The sequence below is a fragment of the Bacillus sp. ISO11 genome (genome assembly GCF_003458115.1).
GTDB classification, from domain to species: domain Bacteria; phylum Bacillota; class Bacilli; order Bacillales; family Bacillaceae_G; genus Bacillus_A; species Bacillus_A cereus.
This window is the reverse complement of record NZ_QXCO01000011.1, coordinates 146022-162867: the sequence shown is the minus strand read 5'-3', so window position 1 is coordinate 162867 and position 16846 is coordinate 146022. Positions and strand designations below refer to the sequence as shown.

Sequence of the window (16846 nt, the reverse complement as noted above, 5' to 3'; positions counted from 1 at the left end):
GTTTTGTTTTTTGAAAAAGCGCGTATAAGCATCCGCAAGGTTGCGAACAGACGACTGAATCGCAATACTATCCACTTCTTTTAGCCAAACAAGCTCTTTCTTCATGGCAGGTAGTTTGGCAGAGCATATACCATAGGTCAAGCCTTTTCCTGTCTCTTTGTATGCGTGATCCCATAAGGATAGAAAATGATTGAATACAAAGCGAGAACACCCAATCGTTTTGTTGATTAGAATTGCTTGTGCTTGATTTGGATAGATACGAAACTTATAGGCTTTATTAATCATTATTTGATTCACCTCCATTTCGGTATATGACTATTATACACCGAACATATATTCGATAGATAGTAGAGTAATACTTTCTATATGTCGAACAATTAAGATGGCTTCCTGCCATCTCTTGTTCGAGGCCAATTCATCTCCCGCCTACTCACTGGACTGTGACCCTTCACGCTCCTTGAGGAAGGAGTCTTCTTGGCTAAAATGATAAAATAAAACAAAACCATACATAAGATAATTTTACTATTACAAATAATGACATAGTCTGTTTCACCTTTTACATTATCTAAAAAAGAACTTGTAGGAATTCTTACAAGTTCTTTTTTATTTCCTTTATTCTCTTCTTATTTACATACGCAAGATTTATACATTTGGTGGTGATACATACTATATTTATCCGATAAAATAATCTAAAAATTAACACATAATTGATCGTTTTAAGAAAAAGAGATTTCATAAATCTTCAATCACAGTTTCTTAGTTCACCTAATAGAACGTATAAAGACTCATATCATCTTTTGATTATTTTTGGATGTTTTATTCTACGTATATTCGACACAAATTGATTGTTTTTTATGAATTTTCTTGAAAAATATTGTAATATCACTCCATTTTTTCTTCTATTTTGTTATGATGTTTATAATTAAATTGGATTAGGATTTTTTTAGAAAATGGGGGCGTATATTATGAGTGTCTCAGTAAAAGGAAATGAGCAATTAACCTCTCTATTGAACGACTGGTATCGATCTATGCTATCTCAGCAAGTTATAAAAGCTACTAATCTAAAAAAGAAAATTGATGAAAAAATTAATAAGTTAAGCATTGAACCGAATCAAGAGCATCAGGATCAAAATTTGTTACTATACTATTCACTACTCGAATTTCGTTACAAGGTCTTAACAGATAGCCTTGGTATTCAACAAAATAGTTTTGATACTATTAGCGATTATGATATGCCTACAGATCAATTTCTACAATTCTATTATCATTTTTTCAAATCCATTCATTCCACTTTTATATCAAATTATACTGAGGCAGAGGAACATTATAAACTAGCAGAAAAAATATTGGTAGCTATACCAGATGAAATTGAACACGCCGAATTTTACTATAGAATTGCTACTTTCTATCACCATACCTATAACAATCTCGCTTCTATCGAATACGCAAATAAATCGAGAGCAATCTTTTCAAAGTACGAAGGTTATGAAGTAAAAACAGCCTTTTGTAATAGTTTGCTAGGTGGTTGCTGCATCTATTTAAAACAGTACGAACAAGCAGAAGAATATCTACATTGTGCAATTGATTTACTACAAAAAAATAGGGAAGAAGATTCCTTGTTATACGTAAAAAATACTATGGGGTGGCTGTATTCTGATCAAAGTATGTCTACTTTAGCTATTCGTCACCTTTCAGAAGTAACAGAGAAAATCCCTACACACTTCAAGGCCATCTTCCTACAAGCTAAGGAACATTATAAGTTAGGAGAACAATCAACGGCCAGCCAACTCATTGATAAGGGTCTACAGATTTGCAGAGAAATTCATAACGAAGAATACACACACCACTTCTCTATTTTAAAAAAATTAAACGAAAATATTCCATTGGAAGAATTAGAAAAAATCATTCAAGAAGGAATCTTATACTTTGAGGAAGAAGAATTATGGGAATATGTTGTCGAATACGCCGAATTATTTGCCACAAAATGTAGACAATTAGAGAACCACCAAAAAGTAAGTGACTATTTCCATATTTGTTATCAAGCAAGACAAAAATCAATCGCAAAAGGAGTGTTAAAATAATGAAAAAAATTAGCTTATTATTATCAGGCATTGCTTTTATTGGGGTATTAACGGTGGGAATTTTTCAGTTTTCTAAAACAGATCAGCTTGCTACTCATGGGCATTATCCTGCTCCTTCATATAGTGTTGGCGATTATAGTGGTGCACCACCAAAAATTTAATGTAAATGTATTTAAAAACCCTCCAAATGGAGGGTTTTTAAATGGCTTATCTGCCTGTTCAATACGCATAGAGAGTACATATTATACTTATTTACTATGTTATAAGATTTTTCATTTCCACTCTGTAACAAGATTCTAGCATTCTCTCCTAGAATCTCAACTTAAATCTTAAATCCACCAATTAACTCTTGAAGTTCTTCCGCCATCTGTGCTAATTGTATTGCTGAAGAATTTATCTCTTCCATAGAAGCATGTTGTTCCTCAGATGAACCAGCTATCGTTTGCATACTTGAAGAATTTTCTTTTACAGCCATAGCTATTTGATCAATCGATGTATCAACTTTCATTGCATCAGTTGTCATTTTATTTGATAGTTCTACCATACCATGCACTTTTGATACAATATCATTTGCAGATTTTGAAATCTCATAAAAACTTTGTTTTGTATCATTCGCAACCTTAATTCCCGACTGTACTTCTACGCCTACTTCATTCATAGCTTTTACAGTCTCATGTACGTCTGCTTGTATTTCCTTAATTAAACTTCCAATTTCCATTGAAGATTCGGATGATTGCTCCGCCAACTTTCTAACTTCATCAGCAACAATTGCAAACCCTCTCCCCTGTTCCCCAGCTCTAGCTGCTTCAATCGCTGCATTTAATGCTAATAAATTTGTTTGTTCCGCAATATTTTGAATCGCTTCTAATATACTGCCAATTTGCTGTGATTTCTTATCTAATAATTTTATGACATTATCGGATTGAGAAACAGAGTGATGGATAGACTGCATTTGTGTTACAGTTTGTTCTACTAATTGTTCACCTTCATTGGCTTTTTGTTTAGTGTATATGGATGAAGCCGATACTTCAGAAGCATTCTCAGCTACGTATTGAATATTTCGTGTTACCTCACCAATTAATTCAGCTCCAGACTCAACTTCATTATTTTGAACCTCTGCACTGTTCGAGATTTCTTCCATCTCTTTTGTAATTTGTTCTGTCGCAACACTTGCTTGCTCTACACTAGCAGTTAGTTCCTCAGAAGACGCAGCTACATGTCCTGCAGATGTGTTAATTTGAGAAATAATATTACGTAACGACTCTGCCATTGTATTGAAACTACCACCTAATTGACCAAGTTCATCCTTTGAACGAATATCTATTTTCTCGGTTAAATCTCCTTGACTAATTCTTTGAGCTGAAATGACTAATTGTCTTAGTGGAGTAATTATAGATTTGAGTATGAATAGAATTACAATTCCACCTAACAATAATGAAGCACCTATTATAGTGAGCGTTTTATAAAAAATAGGATTGGTAGCTTCTTCAATTTCTTTCGTAGGCATTACGCCAGCTATTTTCCAACCTGTTTTTTTATTTGTCTTAAAGCTTATGTTTCGATCTTCACCATTGAGGCTATAAGTAATTACTCCATCTTCTGTCTTGTACAATTCATCCACTAAAGTTTTATCTAATTTCTCTCCAGGTTTTAGTGATGGATGAACAACTATAGTTTTATCTTGACTAACTATAGATACAAATCCTTGCTTCCCAATTTTTATCATTTTGGATGTTTTTACGATATCTTTAATATTCAAATCTACGCCAATGACACCACTTTTATCTGCATTCTGCTTTGCAATTGCAATTACCATATTTCCTGTAGACTTTGATTTATAGGGAGATGAAACAATAATCTCTCCATTTGCTTTTACTGCATCCTTATACCAACTACTTTCTAACGGATTAAACCCTTCTGGTATTTTTCCAACAGGTGCATGAATAAATTGATTGTTACTGGATGCCGTATAAATCGTTTCTATCTCTGGATGTAACTGTATATATTGATCAAATTTATTCTGTACATTTTGCGATTGTTCAGGATTATAATCCCCTTGTGTGAGTACCTTTGCAAAATGAGTGATATCTGTATGCTTATTTTCTAATTCATCATCAACAATCTTATCTAAAATACTTATATTATCTTTTGCTGATTGTAGAATTGTTTCATTAAGATCTGTTTTTGCTTTATTATAAGATGATACTCCTACGATAAGGCTTGGTATAATTAATATTGCTATAAATGCCATAGACAACTTCGTTTTAAGCTTTATTTGCCCCAATCTTTCTTTTATATTAAACACTAGCTACTTCTCCTTTTCATTTTTACTACTTATATAGTTTATTTAAATTTTTCTCCTTTACTTTTCCACATTCATTTATGGTACCATTCGAAATGAAACCACAATTACATCCTATTATCCGTACTTTATAATTTAGAGATTTAATTTTCACAGACAGAGTTTTATCTGCTCTCCTTTCGAATATGTTATTTTTCTAGATTCAGCAATTATTAGACTACGAATTATTCCAAATAAACTTGATGCAACATATACTTCATTTAAAAAATAATTATTGGATTTGTTTGGATAAAAATCTAGTTTAGCGCTAATCCAATCGGATGAAATTCTTACCATAATACATTCACTAAACATAAATAAGTAAATTTATTTCTTTTAATACTTATATTTAACTGCCTTTTAACCATTCTAACTGTATTATTTCATCGTTTTATCTATTTATTACAACCACTTTTGTATTATTGAATCACTAAACTATAAATTCTAAATAGGAGAATAAAATAAATTAGAGAATTACATTGTAACACATATATATAAGTTGTTAATATTAAAATTTAAAATTTTACTATTTTTCATATGCAATATTACATGCGAAAAGCCATAATTTTTTTGTTATACTATGCATGTGGATTTTTCATCCAAAATCCACCCAAACGCATATTTATGTATATGCCACCCTAATTGATGAAAGTGAGAAGAGTGTTTATCATTTTTCTCACTTTTTTATTTAGGCTCTATTAATATTGATTATTGATAAAAAGTATAAAATAAGGGAAGACACCTTAGAGTTGGTGCTTCCCTTATTTGTTGATTATTCAAATCTAAAATAGGTATTTTCTAAACCTATTCTTTGCTTTAATGTTCTGCCCAAAGCATAATTATTTGGTAATTCTTTTTCAATGACACAAATAATATAACCTGCTTTTCCTGTTGTTAAATTAGTTAGTTGTAAGTAGTTAGTGTTGTCGTAGATATAAGAAATAATATATTCATAGAAATTATTTTCTTTATCTTCTCTATTCATACCAACATTGTACAACCTAACTCTTGCTCCTATCCAAATTTCCTCATCAACATTACTTAAAGGCATCCATTTCGAGTTATCCAATATTTCACCCTTTTCTTAATTCATTCGTTTATACGCGAATGTTGCTAGACACAAACTATCATAAGCATCCGTCATTTCATTGATTAGACGACAACCGACAGAGAAAAAAGACTCAACATAGCTTTTTACCCATTGAAACACTTGCTCTTTTAGTTATTTTTGCATTTTGAATCTACGAAAATGAATTCCCTTATAAAAACTCTAACAGAGAATCTTCCTTCCAAATTTCACCTAGGGAATTATTTGTTTTCCAAAAAACCTACCAACATCTTTATCAACTCATTTTAGAATATTTAAACAATAATCCCATATACATTACCTGCATAAATTATTCATTTTCTTTTATATAAGACCTACCTTTTTACTTTTAATAGATTATTAGACATTGGATTATTATACATAAATCCCAAAAACATGCGGTATTTTGTAGAATTTTGTCTATCAATATGTATGTACACCCTTTTGTAGTGGATATAGACTGTGAGGTGTAAGGAGATACCTTACAAAATAATAAAAAGGAGATTATAGAATGAGTAGATTAACAAAATTCTCAAAGTTAGTATTTGCAACTTTAATCGCGGGAAGTAGTCTAAGCACCTTTGTTTCGTCACACAGTGTACAAGCTGACACCTTAGATCCTAATTACCAAGACAATGTAAAATTCATACCACCTTCTAGTGCTAGGCCAAAATTGGAACAAAAAAACACTATTGTTCCAGAAGCAAAAGTTGTTAAAAACCATTATGTAAAGTACTCTAAAGCACATTTCCAAACTAAAGAAAGTATACCAAAAAAGATTTATTATTCTTCAGAAGGCTTTAAGGGCTATATACAGGCAAGTACCGTTTGGGATATGGGAGATCATTTCGCAACACTATATTCCGGAACCGTTATTCGATGTTAGACTTTTAATCCATTCTCCCCTAATGCTTAAAATGATTAATAACTCACTGCCAATACTGTAATATCTATTGTTCATAAAATAAACCACAAAATCTTTCGATTTCATGGTTTATCAAATATAAAGATAATGCTAAACGAATACTCTAACATTACCTTCCCCAAAGTTAATTATAGAGTATTTTCAAAAAAAAGACACTCTTGTAGTGTCTTTTTTATAGTATTTTAAAAAGAATTCCACCTACTAACACCTTTTTGTTGCGCCTATTCGTTTATTTCAATATGATACTTTTCCATCTCGTATATGCAATAGACAATGATAGCTAAACTCCAACTGACACTATAATAATTATGTGTGTAGAAGTCATAGCCCGCTTTAATACCTTTCTCTATTACAACTAATGTAAATCCTAAAGCCACCCATCTGTTAATTTTCATCTTTATAAACGTTAAAGAGATAATTATTAAAAATAAAATATTTGTAAGATGATTTATCATTAGCTCATATTTTTGAATGTATACTGCCATTATACAAGCAACGATATTAGTCGCAACGCCAAAGGCAATCACCGCTCCCCAAACCCTGTCCGAAAGTCCCACTCCTGAGTCAGTCCCTTCCTAAACAAATATCCCTTTCTTTAATTCGTTCCTACACCCTATTCAAGATATGCTAAATTATCCTTGTCTGATGAATATCTATTTATCTTTTCATATAGAGCAAACAAAATTTCTACTCATAATTTTTTCTTTATTAGACAAACTATGTCTAAGCCGTTTGAACTAGCGGCTTCACTCTTCTGGTAATGAGATAGCACAATTTATTGAATTGACTAACTCATTCAATCCACTGGCACCGGCAGGCAACAAAATAGTTGTCTGCCATTTTCATGTATACTTTTTCTAATTTCATTACAAACCAAATGTGTGCTGTACTGATTTCAAAAGGACAGCATTTCATTTTTAAAAATGTAAAAAAGATAAGATCCTGTCTACTTTTGGTATAGGACTTTTTCTTTTCACACATACTATTTTTGAACCTGTTTACCGATACGTGTCCTAATGGTGTCTTGAATTCCTCCTAAAAAGGGCTGCAGATACGACTGCATGCCCTTTTATTTACGTTGCTTCTCTATATTGAATAAAATAATTAAAAACTAAAAATATAATATTACATATTTTTTCTGTTCAGATTATGTTAGGATTTACTTCGTAGTCGAATTATAGTTTCGTATCTAATTCAGCAATATGTGAACTGTTTACCTAAAGAAAAGACAACCAAAAGGTGTCTTTTCTTCTTTTAATCTAAAAAACATTTTTTCTGTTCAGTAAGATCCAATTATCCCTCTAACCTAAACCTCATAATTAAAGGCAATTTAATCATGGTACTCAAGAGTTTTCATCCATTTCAATATACCTATAGCTTAATTTAAAATCACATTTCCAGCACTATATTTGCTTTCTTACAGATTTTCTGTCTTGTTCTTAATTCTGTCAAAATCCTCATGTAGCTATACAAAGAATATATGCTACTATGATATTAAGAAACTATGCGTTCCCTTAACCCTGTATCCGGCCCTGTATTTATTACAGGGTCTTTGTTTATTTTATTTACTTTTATTGGCTTATAAAGGTTAATACACAACCAATTTCAATTAAAACCGTTTAAATGTTAGTTAGAATTTGAAATAATATATCTATTAACTTTTTTAACAAATGTAATCTAATATTAAATTTCTAAATCTATACTGTACTATACACCAGTTAACACTATATAAATAGTATTAACTATCTTAATTGAATATTAGTAATAGTAAGTATAAACATTATCAATTTACTACATCTTACATTTATGTAAAAATAAATACATGTTAAGCTTTTTCAAAATCTTTCCCCTAATAAAGATTTGAAGTAGCATTTCATGATTCTCCTTACTGTTAATATGCCTTGAAAAAGAACCCTATAGGGTTCTTTTTCTTCTCATTATAACCTCAGTAAGTCCATGCAAAAAGGACTGCTAATTATTTGCAGCCCTTTTACACGTTAATATACACTTGTATTACATGCTTAAAACTTTATTGTATTAGGTATTTATACCAACTAAACATGCCATTATCATTTAGATATATAACACTTCAAAGTTTAGAAGTATACAATAACAAATCTTTCCCAACTTCCAGCTACATAACTAGTAGCTGTTAATTCTCTACCACCATTTGCTGATATATATCTACTATTACTTAGTGCTTGTAATACATATATCCTATTGTCTCCACCATTATATAAGATAAACTTTTCCCATGCACCAATTGATGTACGATCTGCTACTACTCTACCATTTGGCTCAAACAAAACATACTTCCGATTACTTTTAGTTTTTAAAGCGTACGTATATAATTCCCCAGTCGGAATTAATTCGAATTTCTCCCATTCATTAACTGCATTACGATTTGCTATTATATTTCCCGAAGGCTCAGCCGAAACATATTGTAAATTTGCTGCCTGTATAGCAACTGTCCAACTTCCATTTTACTTTAAAGGTTTAAACAATTGTGACCACATTTGTTTAAACCTCCACAATTTTTTCTAAGCTATTCTCTAAAAATCTTATTTTTCGTTGTAAATAAACCTGATTGGTACCCTTTATGCAAAAGAAAAGATGGAACCTTTAATTCAACTCCACCTTTTTTCGAAATAAAAAGCATCTAATTCTATTTGAATTAGATGCTTATATTTAGTCCTTAAACCTAATATTCTAAACTATTTACGCGTTTGTAAATCTTTTTTTATTACATCCCAGAGTGAATTATCTTGACGCATCGGTTTACCCTCTTCATCCCATTTTATTTTTTCTGTTCCCAATTCATAATTCATCCCTGTCCATGTGTCTTCACGGAATGCATAGAATGATTTATGCCATCCTTTTTGGTTAAAGATAGAAATAAGATCTTGCATGTATTGGGTAACACCTGGAACAGTACGGTTAATTCCAAACTCCTCTGCAATAATTCGATTAGATGGTACATGATTTTTCTTAGACCATTGTTGAATTGGCTTCAAAAACTTCTCTAATCCCTGTCTATTCCACATTACAGGTTTCTCTAAACCCCCTACTTTTACTAATCCTGGATATTGATATTCCTTGTTTTGTTTTTCACCTTGGCTCGTTAATTCATATGGTTCATACATATGAAATGCGTATAGTGTTTTTTTATCCTCTACTGGTTTTAAATATTTAAAGGCCCATGGAGTAGCATATAAACCTGAATCTAAAATAATCGGTGTTTCTTTGTCCACTTCACGAATGGAGTTAATCACCTTTTCATAAAATCTGTTTAAATCAGCTGTCGTTCCTTTTACTTTTGCATACCATTTCTCGTAATCTTCCGTCCAAAAATCATTATATCTATTATTTTTAGCTGTTTCTGGATGTGGTTCATTTATAATATTATAACCAACCACCGCGGGGTGATCTTTTAGTTCCAGAGCGAGGTCCTTCCAAAATTGACTTGCTTGTTCTTGATACTTCTCTTCTTCCCATATTCTGTCGTCATTCTTATTATTATTAAATTGGCGCCATCGATCACCAGGTAAGGATAACATTGTAAGAACGACTTTCATTCCTTGTGATTGTGCGGCATCTAAATCCGCCTTTAATTTTTTTAGATCTTCCTTTACTAATCCCCGATAGTTATCTGCATTACCTATCAGAAAATCCTTTCCAGAAGTATCTGGTTTATCCTCAAATAGAAAATCTTTATCTTTTGCCCATTTATCAGGTGCTAAACGTACATATTCAATATTAGCTTCTTTTGCACTTTTATAGTTTTCAGGTAATGACGTACTATTCATGAAATTAGTACCCTTTCTTTTCGAATCCCAAAAACTAATTTTTGAATCGCCCTTGTGGTATGTATCAGCTCTTACATTCATTTCCTGTACTCCAAAACTCATCATGCCTAATAACGCAACAATTGGCAAAACTTTTTTCACAACTTTTCCTTCTTTCTCTTTATATTTAACACACATAACATACCTTTGTTTTGTTACAGGAATATGGCAATTTTCCAAAAATACCTTTTAAATTTATACATTGGTAGTTCATTCATAAAAAAAGAAAGAGATAATTAGAACGTTGCTTCATTTTAAAAGAAACAAAAAAGGAATCCTTTACGGATTCCTTTTTGCAATGCACTCTTTTTCAAATGGTACATTTTGCACCTACTTTTAGTATAACTTATAATTCCTATAAAATAAATAAGATTAACTGAAATTTACTTCAAATTGTGATAAAAAACATAATTAAGAAGCGCAGATAACTAAATATCATCCCTTTATTAAATAAAAAAGATTAAATAATTCCCCCTCCAAACTAGGACCCCTTTACACTTTTTACAAATATTGTTATAATTAGATAAACTAAAGCATTATCCCATTAACAAAGGGACTCCATAATTGGAGTCCTTTTGTTAATTAGCTATTAAAAATGATAGCATGTGATTATTGTATAATTTCTTCCTTTTTTAGATCTGCATATTCTTCTACGAAATCCCATAAACCTTGCTTTTCGAAGTAAGAAATACTTTTTTCACTTCTTCTAGGAGTTTAATTGCTTCATCTTCATTAAGAGAACGTAAAATATTGAAATGATATACATACTCTTCATTTCCTAATTCCATACAAACTGCTAATCCTTTTTCAATAAGTTCTTTTACAATATTTGTTTTTCTTAGCTTATAGTGTTCACGCGCTTGTAAGAACACTGCTTTAAAATGGGCAATATTCTTCTCTGTGACTTCTGATAAATGACGAATTGCTAATTTAGATAAATTTTGAGTTGCATATAATAGTCCTAGATTATGCCTTACTATTAAAATCAATTTTTCTTCATTATGTTTTTGCAAAAGGTCAATGGAACGATTGAAATGTTCTTCCGCTTTTTCAAATTGCTTTAAGAATATACGAGCTGTCCCTAATGCGGTTTCACAAGAAGCAACTTTCACCTCATATCCCATTAGCCCTAAATACAAGGAATATAGATACTTATTTTACTTTCAAAGGCTGAAACCTTGCTGCATAACTACTGAAAATAAAATGAAAAGACGTTCAAATCCATATGGATAGATCGTCTTTTCACTTTATTTCATACATATACTGATTTTTCACTTATTCATTTTGTATTGTACTTAAAAAACCAATAAATTCATCTTCATTTACAGGTTTACTGTAGTAATAGCCCTGAATTAGATAACATGCATTACGTTGTAACACTGTTAATTGTTCCTTCGTTTCTACCCCTTCTGCTATCACTTTCATGTTTAAAGTATGAGCAAGTGAAATAATGGTTTGTATAATTTCATCTCCATCAGTAGAAGTTCCAATCCTATTAACAAATTCTCTTGGAATTTTCAAAGTATCAATTGGATAAAGAGGCAGATACGCTAATGAAGAATAACCTGTACCAAAATCGTCAATTGATAAATGTACACCATATGATTTTAATGCTTTTAACTTCGATAAGGTTTCCTTTTCATCTACCATTGCTATTCGCTCTGTTAATTCCAAATCAATCGAATTAGCAGGTACTCCTATCTCTTCTATGGTAGATATAATGGTTTGAACAAAATCTTTCTGTTCAAACTCTATAGCTGATAAATTTATCCCCATCTTTAGATTTGAAAAGCCCGCAGAATGCCATTCTTTCAGTTGTTGACACGCTTTCTGTAACGTCCACTTCCCAATTGAAATAATCTGCGCCGTTTCTTCTGCGATAGGTATAAACTCAAAAGGAGAAATCAGCCCAAGCTCTGGATGTTGCCAACGTATTAAAGCCTCTGCACCAATAACCTTACCTGCCTTACTATCAATTTGTGGTTGATACAATAAAAACAACTCATTATTTTCAATTGCATTTGGTAAATCCTGTTCTAATCGTAATCGACGAGTTACTTTTTGAGATAATGTCTCGTCATACATACAAACAGCATTGTTACCTTTTTCCTTTGCGCTATACATAGCGATATCAGCGTGTTGTAAAAGTGTAGTAGTATTTATTCCTCCAAATGGATACACTGCTATTCCTATACTAAGAGATAAGTAAAAACTATGCTGATTTACTACAAATGGTTCTTCAGTTATACGAAATAGAGTTTTACACAAATCCAATAGCTGTTGCTCTGTTTGGTTATGGACAATGATCGCAAACTCATCACCACCTATTCTTGCTAGAGGAATAGTCGGTGACAGACATGTCCTAAAACGTTTGGCAACTTCTTTTAAAACCTTGTCACCAATCGAATGACCCAATGTATCATTAATAGTCTTAAAGCGATTTAAATCAATATACAGGAGCCCAAACTTATCCTGTGTTTTTTGTGCACGCTTAATAGATCTATCTAATTCTTGTTGGAAGAATATACGATTTCCAATCTCCGTCACCGTATCATGGAATGCAAGGTAATTTATCTCTTCCTGTTGTTGTTTCATCCTTGTTATGTCTTTTACCATTACATAGCTCCCAAAGGTTTGTCCTTCTATCATAATAGGAACTATAGTGACATACCAAAAGAGTATATCCTTCTCATTGTTATTTTTCACACGTAACTGTAGTGAAGATGAACTACATCGTTTCCCTTTCTTTATAGCTGCTTCCAATTCAGATTTATCTTCATCTAAAAAAATAGAGAAGCACTCTTTCCCTATCAATGCAGCACTTTCTTTTCCTAATAACATACTTCCAGCCTGGTTTATATTTAATACGATACCGTTTGAATCAATCGTTAAAATAGGATCCGGATGATACTCATATAATGACTTAAATCTCTCTTGATTTTTTACTAAATCATTAGATTTATTTATTAAATCCCTTGTTCTTTGAGATACTGTTTGTTCTAATTGATTATTAAACACTTTTAATGTTTTAGTTAACTCTTTGTTTTGCATTCGTACGATTGTATGACGAATCAGTACAAATACAAAAGCAATACAATTTCCCGTAATTAATGTAGCTGAAGAAGTTTGCTCTTTCAAAGTAAAGCCAATTAAGACTGCAACTGCAAGATAAGGGAATATACCAAGAAGTTTCTCTCCAAATGTCGGATTAATAATAAAATAATTTCTTTTAGAAGAAGTATTCTTTGGGATTGTAGCAGCAATAGCGATAAATAATAGGAAAACTCTATACAAACACCTTAAAAATATAACTGAACGCTCTGACAAATCACCTTGTAAGTAAAAATACAAATAGTCCGTAATAGCCAATCCAGTTAATACTAGGATAAAAATAAACAATTTACTTTTTGCATTGAAAATAGCAGGTCGAAAGATCAGTGTAACTCCAAGTAATAGAAGCAATAAATCTATAATCGGAAAAATAAATGAGAGAAAAACATCTCCAATTGATAAGAATAAAATATTTGCAGATGGTTTATTAAATAGGTACCACTCTAATGTAAAAATAGCAGTAACAACAATGCATAAATCACAAAGTAAATACGCTTTCTCCCATTTGTTACATTCCATCATAATTTTATAAAAGAACGCAAAAAGAAAGAAGAATAAGAAAAACAGTAGAAATACATCAGAAATATTAAAATTTTGTATTGGTAATTCTACATTAAGTACTTGAAAAGCGGATATGAAATTCCCTATCAAAAAACACCCTATTGCAATAGTAATGCAAACCCAGAATACTCCTAACTTAATTTTTTGGAATAATATAGAATACAGTAATGAGATAAATACAGTAGTTTCAACGACTAAAGATGATAGTCGGATATTAAAATCTGATACGAAATAATGATTCGGAAAAACAAATAAAAATATAAAGCAAAAGCTTATATAAGTTATTAAAGCCAATATCAATACATAAAATTGCACATATACATGTTTACGCAATGGATTCACCTTCTTGATTTTTCTATACTTTTATTAAAAAATGGCTTGATGGTGGCACAAGTCCTACTAATTAAAATGTGTGCTACCTATTATCCATATTATGACCTTTTTAAAAGATTTCTTTCTACACACAACAATCTTATTAACTTTTTGTAGATGTTTACAATTATCAATACTGAGGATTCTAAAAAGGATAAGCTGAAAAATGTAATTTTTTAAGTATTTGAGCATCGTAAATTTGGCGGGTACAACTTATCTACTCTTTACATATGAGATAGAATCTACTCCTCTATTGGATTATAGTTGCTATCTGTCACACTTAAAAAGGAATGAAAATATACTATCATTAAAATAGAAATTCAAATTAGTTTACGAAACCAACTGTAACTATTATAGTTACACAAAAAGTTGATGTCAATTTCATATCCTCCCTTTTTAACGGACAAAAGACATGACCTATTGAACAAAAATGTGATGTTTATAAAAAGGGCGGTAAAGTTTTATCTCCTTACTCAAAGAATTATAAATGATTTAGAATTAGATGAAATTGAAGCTAATATTGCATCTCCCTAAAAAGAATGTTACTCTAAAAATAGAATTATGAAAGGAATGATGGATGAATAATGATTAACTAATTTATATTTTAAGTTGAATTTTATAACTTCAAACTACAAAATATAGGGTTAGTCTATCCATTTTTAAAATTCAGTTCATACTTTATTTGTCATGATTCAAATGATTAATAAGTACTTATTAAGTATAGACGAAAGACTAATCCTTCCGATTACAAATTGGGGGATTTTTTTATTCCCGTTTGTCTTAGTTGAAACTTACTAATTGTTAAATGTACTTCACAAATAAAGGAGCGAGAAAAATGAGTACTTCAGATACTATTGTTACACATGTAATGCTCTATATAAGTCGTTAATATCCATCAAACTTATATAGAGGAATTAAAAAATGGATGGATGTTCCGACTTTATATGAAACGTTTCGATATATAAAGGAGGAATTATTATGTCAATGATAAAGGTCCAAGACTTAACTTTTTCATACCCAGGTAGCTTTGATAATATTTTTGAAAGTGTAAACTTCCAAATAGATACGGATTGGAAGCTAGGATTTATTGGTAGAAACGGACGAGGTAAAACGACATTCTTTAATTTATTGTTAGGGAATTATGAGTATAGCGGGAAAATCCTTGCTTCAGTAGAATTCAATTACTTCCCCTACTCTGTTTCAGATAAGAACAAATTCACTCATGAAATCCTTGAAGAAATTTGTCCCCAAGCTGCAGATTGGGAACTTCTACGTGAGATATCCTATTTAAATGTTGATGCTGAGGTCATGTACAGACCATTTAAAACATTATCAAATGGGGAACAAACAAAAGTGTTGCTTGCTGCACTGTTTTTAAATGCGGGTCAATTTCTATTAATTGATGAACCAACAAATCACTTAGATACAGATGCACGAAAGATAGTCTCCGATTATCTAAGGAAGAAAAAAGGATTTATTTTAATTTCACATGACAGAATCTTTTTAGATGGGTGCGTTGACCATATCCTATCTATTAATAGAGCAAATATTGAAGTTCAAAGTGGTAACTATTCTTCTTGGAAGTTAAATTTTGATAGACAGCAAGAACACGAGAAGGCTACAAATGAGCGTCTACAAAAAGACATAGGGCGATTAAAACAGTCTTCCAAACGTTCAGCAAGTTGGTCTCATGACGTGGAAGCTTCAAAAAATGGAACGAGGAATTCAGGCTCTAAGTTGGATAAGGGGTTTGTAGGACATAAAGCAGCCAAGATGATGAAAAGAGCAAAAAACCTTGAATCAAGGCAACAAAAAGCTATTGAGGAAAAATCAAAATTACTAAAAAATGTGGAAAAAACTGAGTCATTAAAATTGGAACAATTGCAATTTAAATCAAATGAATTGGTTACTTTAGTTGACGTGTCCGTTAAGTACAATGATCAAATTGTGAATGAGCCGATTAGCTTCATAGTTGAACAAGGTGACCGAATTGTACTTGATGGAACGAATGGGAGCGGAAAAAGTAGTATCCTAAAACTAATTCTAGGACATCCGATACAGCATACAGGCTTAGTTACTTTAGGTACAGGACTCATCATTTCCTATGTCCAACAAGATACTTCTCATTTGAAGGGATCGCTATCAGGCTTTATTGAAGAGCACAAGATTGATGAAACCTTATTTAAGTCCATCCTAAGTAAGATGGACTTTGACCGAATTCAATTTGAAAAAGATATATCTCATTATTCTGGTGGACAAAAGAAAAAACTGCTTATCGCTAAAAGTTTATGTGAAAAAGCTCATATATATATATGGGACGAACCACTAAATTTTATAGATATCTATTCCCGCATGCAGATTGAAGAACTTATTCAACAATTTAATCCCACAATGGTTATTGTTGAGCATGATAAAATATTTCAACAAACAGTTGCAACGAAAACTATATCTATGTAGCTCAAAACGAATACTTGAAAATATAATCATTAACTTGAGTCCTTGGATGATAAAAACTTTAATGAA

11 protein-coding genes and 1 pseudogene are annotated in these 16846 nt (G+C 31.3%); 4 read left to right on the top strand and 8 right to left on the bottom strand.

The window, feature by feature from the left end:
• The coding region (locus tag D1166_RS14600; RefSeq protein ID WP_179951333.1) for a helix-turn-helix domain-containing protein at window positions 1-285 on the bottom strand (285 nt) is incomplete at its 3' end.
• A gap of 680 nt (window positions 286-965) precedes the next feature.
• On the opposite strand from D1166_RS14600, the gene D1166_RS14595 reads away from it, so the two are divergent.
• Together D1166_RS14595 and D1166_RS31295 are read left to right on the top strand one after the other, a co-directional pair.
• Complete coding sequence (locus D1166_RS14595; RefSeq protein ID WP_000116962.1) at window positions 966-2081, top strand: Rap family tetratricopeptide repeat protein; 1116 nt, start codon at window positions 966-968, stop codon at window positions 2079-2081.
• Window positions 2081-2242, top strand: coding sequence for a hypothetical protein (locus tag D1166_RS31295; RefSeq protein WP_000724108.1), 162 nt, complete (start codon window positions 2081-2083; stop codon window positions 2240-2242). Before D1166_RS14595 ends, D1166_RS31295 begins: the two co-directional genes overlap by 1 nt.
• 161 nt (window positions 2243-2403) lie before the next feature.
• Here the strand turns inward: D1166_RS31295 and D1166_RS14590 are convergent, their stop codons facing one another.
• Complete coding sequence (locus D1166_RS14590; RefSeq protein ID WP_000481860.1) at window positions 2404-4386, bottom strand: methyl-accepting chemotaxis protein; 1983 nt, start codon at window positions 4384-4386, stop codon at window positions 2404-2406.
• An 808-nt stretch (window positions 4387-5194) separates the two neighbouring features.
• Window positions 5195-5473 (bottom strand): hypothetical protein, encoded by a 279-nt coding sequence (locus tag D1166_RS14580; RefSeq protein ID WP_033689314.1) that lies wholly within the window; start codon window positions 5471-5473, stop codon window positions 5195-5197.
• Window positions 5474-6020: 547 nt separating this feature from the next.
• Here D1166_RS14580 and D1166_RS14575 point away from each other — a divergent pair.
• The gene (locus tag D1166_RS14575) at window positions 6021-6395 is read left to right on the top strand and encodes a hypothetical protein (RefSeq protein ID WP_000088961.1); all 375 of its coding nucleotides are present in this window, start codon (window positions 6021-6023) and stop codon (window positions 6393-6395) included.
• Window positions 6396-6655: 260 nt separating this feature from the next.
• On the opposite strand, the gene D1166_RS14570 is transcribed toward D1166_RS14575, so the two are convergent.
• From D1166_RS14570 to D1166_RS14550, 5 genes and pseudogenes are all read right to left on the bottom strand, one after another.
• Window positions 6656-6991: a hypothetical protein gene (locus D1166_RS14570; RefSeq protein WP_000524435.1), complete on the bottom strand. Its 336-nt coding sequence runs from the start codon at window positions 6989-6991 to the stop codon at window positions 6656-6658.
• Between the two features lie 1539 nt (window positions 6992-8530).
• Window positions 8531-8917 (bottom strand): annotated as a pseudogene (locus D1166_RS14565) (fascin domain-containing protein); the annotation flags it as partial.
• Between the two features lie 231 nt (window positions 8918-9148).
• Entirely contained in the window at window positions 9149-10417 is a 1269-nt protein-coding gene (locus D1166_RS14560) for a glycoside hydrolase family 5 protein (RefSeq protein ID WP_001986412.1), read from the bottom strand.
• A gap of 512 nt (window positions 10418-10929) precedes the next feature.
• Entirely contained in the window at window positions 10930-11403 is a 474-nt protein-coding gene (locus D1166_RS14555; protein ID WP_002026151.1) for a tetratricopeptide repeat protein, read from the bottom strand.
• Window positions 11404-11554: 151 nt separating this feature from the next.
• On the bottom strand, window positions 11555-14284 hold the full coding sequence (locus tag D1166_RS14550) for a sensor domain-containing protein (RefSeq protein WP_001225599.1): 2730 nt from the start codon (window positions 14282-14284) through the stop codon (window positions 11555-11557).
• A 1017-nt stretch (window positions 14285-15301) separates the two neighbouring features.
• Between D1166_RS14550 and D1166_RS14545 the strand changes: the two genes are divergently transcribed.
• On the top strand, window positions 15302-16780 hold the full coding sequence (locus D1166_RS14545; protein WP_000061795.1) for an Lsa family ABC-F type ribosomal protection protein: 1479 nt from the start codon (window positions 15302-15304) through the stop codon (window positions 16778-16780).
• Window positions 16781-16846: the final 66 nt, after the last annotated feature.

Coding starts and splice junctions, on each gene's coding strand:
- D1166_RS14545 (WP_000061795.1), top strand. CDS start 15,302: ATGTCAATGATAAAGGTCCAAGACTTAACTTTTTCATACCCAGGTAGC.
- D1166_RS14580 (WP_033689314.1), bottom strand. CDS start 5,473: ATGCCTTTAAGTAATGTTGATGAGGAAATTTGGATAGGAGCAAGAGTT.
- D1166_RS14560 (WP_001986412.1), bottom strand. CDS start 10,417: ATGTGTGTTAAATATAAAGAGAAAGAAGGAAAAGTTGTGAAAAAAGTT.
- D1166_RS14575 (WP_000088961.1), top strand. CDS start 6,021: ATGAGTAGATTAACAAAATTCTCAAAGTTAGTATTTGCAACTTTAATC.
- D1166_RS31295 (WP_000724108.1), top strand. CDS start 2,081: ATGAAAAAAATTAGCTTATTATTATCAGGCATTGCTTTTATTGGGGTA.
- D1166_RS14555 (WP_002026151.1), bottom strand. CDS start 11,403: ATGGGATATGAGGTGAAAGTTGCTTCTTGTGAAACCGCATTAGGGACA.
- D1166_RS14595 (WP_000116962.1), top strand. CDS start 966: ATGAGTGTCTCAGTAAAAGGAAATGAGCAATTAACCTCTCTATTGAAC.